The organism is Phascolarctobacterium sp., assembly GCF_045124115.1.
Lineage (GTDB): Bacteria > Bacillota > Negativicutes > Acidaminococcales > Acidaminococcaceae > Phascolarctobacterium_A.
This window is the reverse complement of sequence record NZ_JBGVLF010000051.1, coordinates 25,986-33,113: the sequence shown is the minus strand read 5'-3', so window position 1 is coordinate 33,113 and position 7,128 is coordinate 25,986. Positions and strand designations below refer to the sequence as shown.

Sequence of the window (7,128 nt, the reverse complement as noted above, 5' to 3'; positions counted from 1 at the left end):
GGGATTCCGCCGTAGTTGGCATTGTAGGAAAATCCAAAAGTTTAGATTTTCCCACAATGCTTATCTTTTGGTCTTTGGTTCGGAATAGTGTAGTGCTGGCGGTCTATCTCTTGTTTTCGGTTGCTTGCTTCCTTACCGTACATGAGCATTGTATCAGGAAATATATTACATTTATAGTCAATGCACCCTTGTAAATTGCGTGGTGCTTTCCAATGACGTTCACCAAAATACAACACTAATGTAATAACTTCGTATAATTTTGTGTTGTTTTGTTGGTTGTGATAATTAGCACCATCATAGCCAATAACACGTAATGGCATTCTGTTATCCACTTTAGTTTGATTCTCAAAACCACAGCATGTAATGATGGTATTTGTTACTTTATCAATAACAAACTTAGCAACATCACGCTCTTGGTGATGCAACTTCCCATCCATTTTGTACTGCGATACAAGGCTTGCTTCTTGTAGCATCTCAGGCTCGAACAACCTTTGTCCGTTACAGACTAGAACATTTAAAATATCTGCCGCAACATCACTGTAGGCTACAAGAATTCTTTCGGAAACATCTTTTGCTCCCAATAGCTCTCATCCTTTCTTGAAACACGAAAGTTTTGTTTAGGATGATACTGCTATTGGCATTTTCAAATTGGGCTTACATTTGGGCGCAGTAGTAGTATCATCCTTTTTTACAGGACCAACGTAAATCGATACTACTACCGAAGCCACTTCTGCAACGGTTTTAACACTTAGTGAATCACTAAATGCACTTCTACTATAGAAAAGCCCACGTGCACTTCCATCTTAGGGGTGCACCCACTTTACGTTTCAAGTTCAGTATAGCACAACTAGTAGATTTTGCAAGACTTCTGCCTTGGAGCGTTTTCTAATGGCAGACTTCAAAACTTCATAAGTAAAAAAGCGGTTACGTAGCATTTAGTCTACGTAACCGCTTTACTGCGAGTGGGGAAATATTATTTGTTTGCTTCTGCTTCAGCAATAACTTTGTTGATGTCTTCGATCAGAGCGTCAACGTCGATGCCATGAGCGCCTGCGCCTTGGCCGATGGTTTCAAAATGAGCAGCCATGCAGCCGATGCAGCCCAGACCGTATTCTGCAAAAACCTCGATAATTTCCGGATGGTTTTGTACGGCTTCGATAATGCCGGTATCTTTAGTAATCATGTTCATTTCTCCTTTATGCTTAATTTTTTTAAGTACAGATTGTACCTTTTCATTATAACATTTGTTACCTTAAATGCCAAACTAATGCGGAAAATTTTTTGCAACGTAATTGTAAAAAAATTCTCTGTTTCCTGCCATTTTTCTGCCGTTGCACTTGCATACTTTGGGAAATAACGTTATAATGGAGAAAAGTGGAGCAAAGTGGGTAAAAAGGGGGCAGCCGATATGCTTTTAGGTGAATATGAACACACCTTGGACAGCAAGGGTCGCTTAGCTGTGCCTGCGAAACTGCGCGAAGCTTTGGGCAATAAGTTTATTATTACCAAAGGCTTGGACGGCTGTCTATTTGTTTACGATATGGAACAATGGCAGGCGTTGGAAACCAAGCTGGCAGCTCTTCCAATGAGCCGTAAAACTGCCCGTGACTTCACTAGATTCCTTTTTGGTGGTGCTTGCGAAGGTGAGTGCGACAAACAGGGCAGGGTGCTCCTGCCGCTTAACCTGCGTCGCCACGCGGGCTTAGAAAAGGACGCTGTGATTGTGGGCGTGGGCAATAGAGCAGAAATTTGGGATGCTCAAAGATGGGCGGAATATAACGATAGTAACGCTGAGGATGTTAATGAGTTGGCAGAACAGCTGGCAGATTTAGGTATTTAGGTGGCAAGCATGGAATTTAAACATACAAGTATCCTCTTGGAAGAAAGTGTGGAGTTTCTCATTACAGATAAAAATGGTATCTATGTGGACTGCACTATGGGCGGTGCCGGGCATAGCTGTGGCTTTGCTTCCCAATTGGAAGCAGGCGGTCTGCTTTTGGGCATTGACCAAGACGATGATGCCATCGCTACTTCTTCTGAGCGTTTGTTAAACAAATTTACCTGCAAGACTGCTATTGCTAAAGCGAATTTCAAAGATTTTGCCCAAGTTTTAGATAATATGGGCATTGATAAAATAGATGGTATTTTCTTCGATTTAGGTGTTTCCAGCTATCAGTTGGACTGTGCGGAGCGTGGCTTTAGCTATATGCACGACGGCCCTTTAGATATGCGTATGAATAAGGATGCAAAGTTGGACGCTGCCTATGTAGTGAACCACTACAAGGAAGAAGAATTGGCGGAAATAATTCACAAATACGGTGAAGAACGCTGGAGCAAGCGTATAGCCCAATTTATTGTGGCAGCACGCAAGGAAAAACCTTTGACCACTACCTTTGAATTGGTAGATGTGATTAAAAAGGCTATTCCCAAGGGCGCAAGGCTTGATGGTCCTCATCCTGCCAAGCGTACTTTCCAAGCAATCCGCATTGAAGTTAATAACGAATTGGGAATTTTGGCAGACACCATGGAAACGGCAGTGGCGCGTCTAAAAAGCGGTGGCCGTATCGGTGTCATCACCTTCCATTCCTTGGAAGACAGGATTATTAAGCAGACTTTTGCAAAACTTGCCAAAGGCTGTACTTGTCCGCCACAGCTGCCTATGTGCGTGTGTGGCAAAAAGCCCCAACTGAAGAAAACAGGCAATATAGTTCCTTCTGCTGCGGAAGTGGAGGCTAACCCCCGTTCCCGCAGTGCAAGATTGAGATATGCTATCAAGATTTAGTTAAAGGACGTGTAGCGAATGTTAGCCAGACAGTATAATGAGTACGCGCTAAATGACGAGTCCGTAGAACAGGAGCGTCAGCAACAACTTGAAAGAGAAAAACAAGAGCAGAGATTGTCTTGTCGCGTATGGCGCAGAAGATTCATGGCTGTTATGGGCGTTGTGCTGATGACATACTTGATTACTGTTGTCCGCAGCGAGGCTATGGTGCAGCATGGTGCGACTTTAGTAAGCATGCAGCAGCAGGAAACTTCTTTAATCGGTAAAACCAATGAGTTAAAGATTGAAGTGGAACAGCTCAAAGGTCCGGAGCGCATTATTGGTCTGGCGCAAAAGAACTTGGGGATGAGTGTGGCACGTAGCAATATTTATGTTAAATCTGCTGTAGGTAAAAATAATGCTAACTCTTTAGCTATGGCTAGTAAATAGACATACTTTGTGGTATAATTTAAATGGATTTTTGGGTGAGGCAGCCGTCGTGGCTGCCCTTTCAATTTAGGAGGTTAGATACATGGAAAAGCAATTGGCATCACTCCTTCAACTACTGCCTCAAGCTACAGTGGTTGGTAGCTCTGATAAAACAATTACTGATATTACTGCTGATTCCCGTACTGCGCAACAAGGCAGTCTTTTTATCTGCTTGAAGGGCGCAACGGTGGATGGACATAAATTTTTACCTATGGCTGCAGCGAAGGGCGCTGTGGCTGCAATCGTGGAAGATTTGCCGGAAACTGCACCCGAAGGTGTAACGCTGATACAGGTTGCTGATAGCCGTGAAGCTATGGAACTGGTTACGCCTTTCTTCTTTGATTATCCCGGTAAAACACTGCGTATGATCGGCGTTACCGGTACTAACGGAAAAACTACTACCACCAATATCATCCGCTTGATTCTGCGTCAAGCAGGTTATAAAGTTGGCCTTATCGGTACCATCAACATTATGATTGATGACCAAGTTACTGAGTCTCACAACACCACTCCGGATGTAGTGGATTTGCAGAAAGCACTTTATGGTATGGTTTGCGCCGGTTGCCAATACTGCGTTATGGAGGTATCCAGCCATGCGTTAGCGTTGAAACGTGTGGCAGGTATTGAATATGACTGCGCTGTTTTGACTAATATTACGCAGGACCATCTGGATTACCATAAAACCATGGAAAACTACCGCGATGCTAAGAGTCTGCTTTTTGAGCATTTGACAGATGGCGATAAGGAAAATAAAAACGCAGTCTTTAATATGGATGACGCAAGTTCCGCCATTATTAAAGCTCGCACTAAGGCCAATGTTTTGACTTATGGTAAAGGTCATGACAATGACATTTATCCTTTAAGCTTCACCGTTGCTCCCAAGCATATGCAGCTGAAGCTGCACACTCCTGTGGGTGAAATGGACTTAGAGCTGAAGATTACCGGTGAGTTTAACGTGTATAACGTTATGGGCACTGTAGCTGCCATGTTGGCAGAAAAGATTGATAAAGAGACTATCTGCGCTGTACTGGACGGTTTTGACGGGGTTCCCGGTCGTTTCCAACTGGTAGAGGCAGGTCAACCTTATACGGTTATTGTGGACTACGCCCATACTCCCGACGGTTTGGAAAATGTGCTGCATACTGCCCGCTCTATTACTAAGGGCAAACTTTGGGTAGTATTCGGCTGCGGTGGCGACCGCGACAATAAAAAGCGTCCCATTATGGGCAATTTGGCGCTGCAATTGGCAGATAAGATTGTAGTAACTTCCGACAACCCGCGTACGGAGGATCCGGAGCTGATTATTGACGAAATCTTTACCGGTATGGCAGATGTGCCTGCAGGTAAGGAAGTATTCCGCTTGTCCGACCGTCGTGATGCTATTCACTTTGCTTTGGCAAAGGCGGAGCCTGCTGACGTAATTCTGATTGCAGGCAAAGGTCACGAAAACTACCAGATTTTGAAGGATAAAACCATTCATTTCGATGATAAAGAAGTTGTTCAGGAATATTGGAGTGATAAAAAATGATGAATTCCGCTGAAATTATGGCTGCAACCCACGCCGTTCGCGAGGATTTTGCCTTTACAGGTATCACCACGGATTCCCGTGCCGTTAAACCCGGTGAGCTTTTTGTAGCTCTCAAGGGCGGTAATTTTGACGGCCATGATTATTGCGCTAAAGCTGTGGAATTGGGTGCTGCAGGCGTAGTTATTTCCCACGATATTGCGCCTCTGCCGGCCGGTGTGGCAGTATTCCGCGTGGAAGACACACTGCTGGCTTACCAACAGTTGGCTCACGCTTACAGAATGCGCAAACAAGGGCTGAAAGTTTTTGCGATTACCGGTTCTAATGGCAAGACTTCTACTAAAGACCTTGTGGCTGCCTGCTTAGGTGCTAAGTACAATGTTATTAAAACCCAAGGCAATTTCAATAACGAGATTGGCCTGCCGAAAACCTTACTGGATATTAAGGCAGATACGGATATTGCCGTTGTGGAAATGGGGATGCGCGGTTTGGGACAAATTGCCGAACTGTGCCGCATTGCTGAGCCTGACTGCGGTCTGATTACTAATGTGGGCGAAACCCACATGGAGCTTTTGGGAAGCATGGAAAACATTGGCAAGGCTAAAAGCGAGATTGTGGAAAATCTGCCTGCAGACGGTTTTGCCATTCTCAATGGTGATAACGAATATGTAGTAAAGGCTGCTGCTAAAACAAGAGCGAAGGTTGTTTACTTCGGCTTAGGGGAAAACTGCGACTACCGCGGCAGTGAGATTGTGACTTCCGGGATCGGTACTACCTTTACTTGTACAGAAAAAGCTACAGGCAAGCAGGTACAAGTACGCTTGCAGTTGATTGGTGAGCATAATGTTTACAACGCTTTGAGCGCTATCGCCGGTGCTGCCTGCTACGGCGTACCCATGGAAGACAGCGCTAAGGCTTTGGCTACAGCACGCTTGACCGGTAGCCGTCAAGAAATTGTCTATATTGGCGAGCTGACCTTTATTAACGATGCTTATAACGCTAGTCCTGCTTCCATGGAGGCTGCTTTGAAAACTTTGGCAGAAGCCAAGAAGGCTGCTCATGGCAAAGCACGCAGCATTGCTGTGTTGGCTGATATGCTGGAATTGGGCGCTATTAGCGAAGATGCCCATCGCCGTGTAGGTCGTTGGGCAGTGGAATATGGTGTGGACTACGTCCTCACCTACGGACAAGAAGCTGCCTATATTAGTGATGAAGTTGCTAAAGCTGGCAAAGAGACCTGCCACTGCGCTACGCGTCAGGAAGCAGCGGACAAACTGCGTGAACTGGCTGATGCCGGTGACATCATCCTGCTGAAGGGTTCCAACTCCATGCAGGTAGGAAAAATGCTAGAATTATTTAAATAAACTATATTGAGGGGAAAAGATGCTTAAATTAATCGCTATACCTATTACCGCTTTTATTGCTTGCGAACTGATTGGCCCCAGCCTGATTCCGTTCCTGCATAAATTAAAATTTGGCCAATCCATCCGCGAGTGCGGGCCTGCCAGCCACATGAAGAAGAGTGGCACACCTACTATGGGTGGTCTGATGATGTTGGCAGCGCTGCTGTTGGCGCTCTTGTGGGGCAGCTTTACTCCTCACGTAATCATTGCTTTGGTGCTTACCTTAGGCCATGCAGTGATTGGTTTTATTGATGACTATATCAAAGTTGTTATGAAGCGTAACTTGGGCTTGACTGCTAAGCAAAAATTCTTGCTGCAATTTATTTTAGCAGGTGCCTATGTATATTTTGCAGAAACCCGCATCCAAAATACGGAGCTGTGGGTGCCTGTTTTGAATACTACTTTTGATTTCGGTTGGGGCTATTACGTTTTAGCTTTCCTGCTTTTGGTGGGCACTACTAATGCGGTTAACCTGACCGATGGTTTGGACGGACTGGTTTCCTTCGTCAGTCTGCCTGTAACCATGGCTTTCGCTTTCATTGCCTATATGCAGGGCATGCTGGATGTCAGCGGTTTTGCTCTTGGTTTGACCGGTGCCTGCTTGGGCTTTTTGATGTTCAACCGTCATCCTGCCAAAGTATTTATGGGTGATACAGGTTCCTTGGCTTTAGGCGGCGGTATCGCTGCTTTGGCGTTGCTTACCCGTACGGAATTGCTGTTGGTAATCATCGGTGGTGTCTACGTTGCGGAAGCACTGTCCGTAATCATCCAAGTTACTTATTTCCGCCTTACCGGTGGCAAGCGTATTTTCCGTATGTCTCCTTTGCACCATCACTTTGAATTAGGTGGTTGGGACGAAGTAAAGGTTGTACGCGTATTCTCTATTGTTAGCTGTCTGCTGTCCGCTTTGGGCTTGGGCCTGTGGCTGACTGCAGTTTTATAGGAGGCTT

The 7,128-nt window shown here is 45.3% G+C and carries 8 protein-coding genes; 6 read left to right on the top strand and 2 right to left on the bottom strand.

Features of this window, described 5'->3' with window-relative positions:
• Positions 1-41: 41 nt before the first annotated feature.
• Positions 42-581 (bottom strand): Rpn family recombination-promoting nuclease/putative transposase, encoded by a 540-nt coding sequence (locus ACJMM4_RS07975; protein ID WP_405383907.1) that lies wholly within the window; start codon positions 579-581, stop codon positions 42-44.
• A 392-nt stretch (positions 582-973) separates the two neighbouring features.
• On the bottom strand, positions 974-1,189 hold the full coding sequence (locus ACJMM4_RS07970) for a DUF1858 domain-containing protein (protein WP_405380342.1): 216 nt from the start codon (positions 1,187-1,189) through the stop codon (positions 974-976).
• A 219-nt stretch (positions 1,190-1,408) separates the two neighbouring features.
• Here ACJMM4_RS07970 and mraZ point away from each other — a divergent pair, with 219 nt between their 5' ends.
• The 6 genes from mraZ (at position 1,409) to mraY (ending at position 7,121) form a co-directional block, all read left to right on the top strand.
• The gene (mraZ, locus tag ACJMM4_RS07965) at positions 1,409-1,840 is read left to right on the top strand and encodes a division/cell wall cluster transcriptional repressor MraZ (RefSeq protein WP_405380344.1); all 432 of its coding nucleotides are present in this window, start codon (positions 1,409-1,411) and stop codon (positions 1,838-1,840) included.
• 9 nt (positions 1,841-1,849) lie between these two features.
• Positions 1,850-2,782: a 16S rRNA (cytosine(1402)-N(4))-methyltransferase RsmH gene (gene rsmH, locus ACJMM4_RS07960; protein ID WP_405383905.1), complete on the top strand. Its 933-nt coding sequence runs from the start codon at positions 1,850-1,852 to the stop codon at positions 2,780-2,782.
• 18 nt (positions 2,783-2,800) lie between these two features.
• On the top strand, positions 2,801-3,211 hold the full coding sequence (locus ACJMM4_RS07955; protein ID WP_405383903.1) for a hypothetical protein: 411 nt from the start codon (positions 2,801-2,803) through the stop codon (positions 3,209-3,211).
• An 82-nt stretch (positions 3,212-3,293) separates the two neighbouring features.
• Positions 3,294-4,778 carry a UDP-N-acetylmuramoyl-L-alanyl-D-glutamate--2,6-diaminopimelate ligase gene (locus ACJMM4_RS07950; protein WP_405383901.1) on the top strand — a complete coding sequence of 495 codons (1,485 nt, stop codon included), beginning with the start codon at positions 3,294-3,296 and terminating at the stop codon, positions 4,776-4,778.
• Positions 4,775-6,139 (top strand): UDP-N-acetylmuramoyl-tripeptide--D-alanyl-D-alanine ligase, encoded by a 1,365-nt coding sequence (murF, locus tag ACJMM4_RS07945; protein WP_405383899.1) that lies wholly within the window; start codon positions 4,775-4,777, stop codon positions 6,137-6,139. The genes ACJMM4_RS07950 and murF overlap by 4 nt, the downstream gene beginning before the upstream one ends.
• A gap of 19 nt (positions 6,140-6,158) precedes the next feature.
• Positions 6,159-7,121, top strand: a complete 963-nt coding sequence (mraY, locus tag ACJMM4_RS07940) for a phospho-N-acetylmuramoyl-pentapeptide-transferase (RefSeq protein ID WP_405383897.1) — start codon at positions 6,159-6,161, stop codon at positions 7,119-7,121.
• Positions 7,122-7,128: the final 7 nt, after the last annotated feature.

Excerpts from the sequence above, each read along its gene's own strand:
- ACJMM4_RS07970 (WP_405380342.1), bottom strand. The coding sequence starts at position 1,189 with ATGAACATGATTACTAAAGATACCGGCATTATCGAAGCCGTACAAAAC.
- mraZ (WP_405380344.1), top strand. The coding sequence starts at position 1,409 with ATGCTTTTAGGTGAATATGAACACACCTTGGACAGCAAGGGTCGCTTA.
- rsmH (WP_405383905.1), top strand. The coding sequence starts at position 1,850 with ATGGAATTTAAACATACAAGTATCCTCTTGGAAGAAAGTGTGGAGTTT.
- ACJMM4_RS07955 (WP_405383903.1), top strand. The coding sequence starts at position 2,801 with ATGTTAGCCAGACAGTATAATGAGTACGCGCTAAATGACGAGTCCGTA.
- ACJMM4_RS07950 (WP_405383901.1), top strand. The coding sequence starts at position 3,294 with ATGGAAAAGCAATTGGCATCACTCCTTCAACTACTGCCTCAAGCTACA.
- murF (WP_405383899.1), top strand. The coding sequence starts at position 4,775 with ATGATGAATTCCGCTGAAATTATGGCTGCAACCCACGCCGTTCGCGAG.
- mraY (WP_405383897.1), top strand. The coding sequence starts at position 6,159 with ATGCTTAAATTAATCGCTATACCTATTACCGCTTTTATTGCTTGCGAA.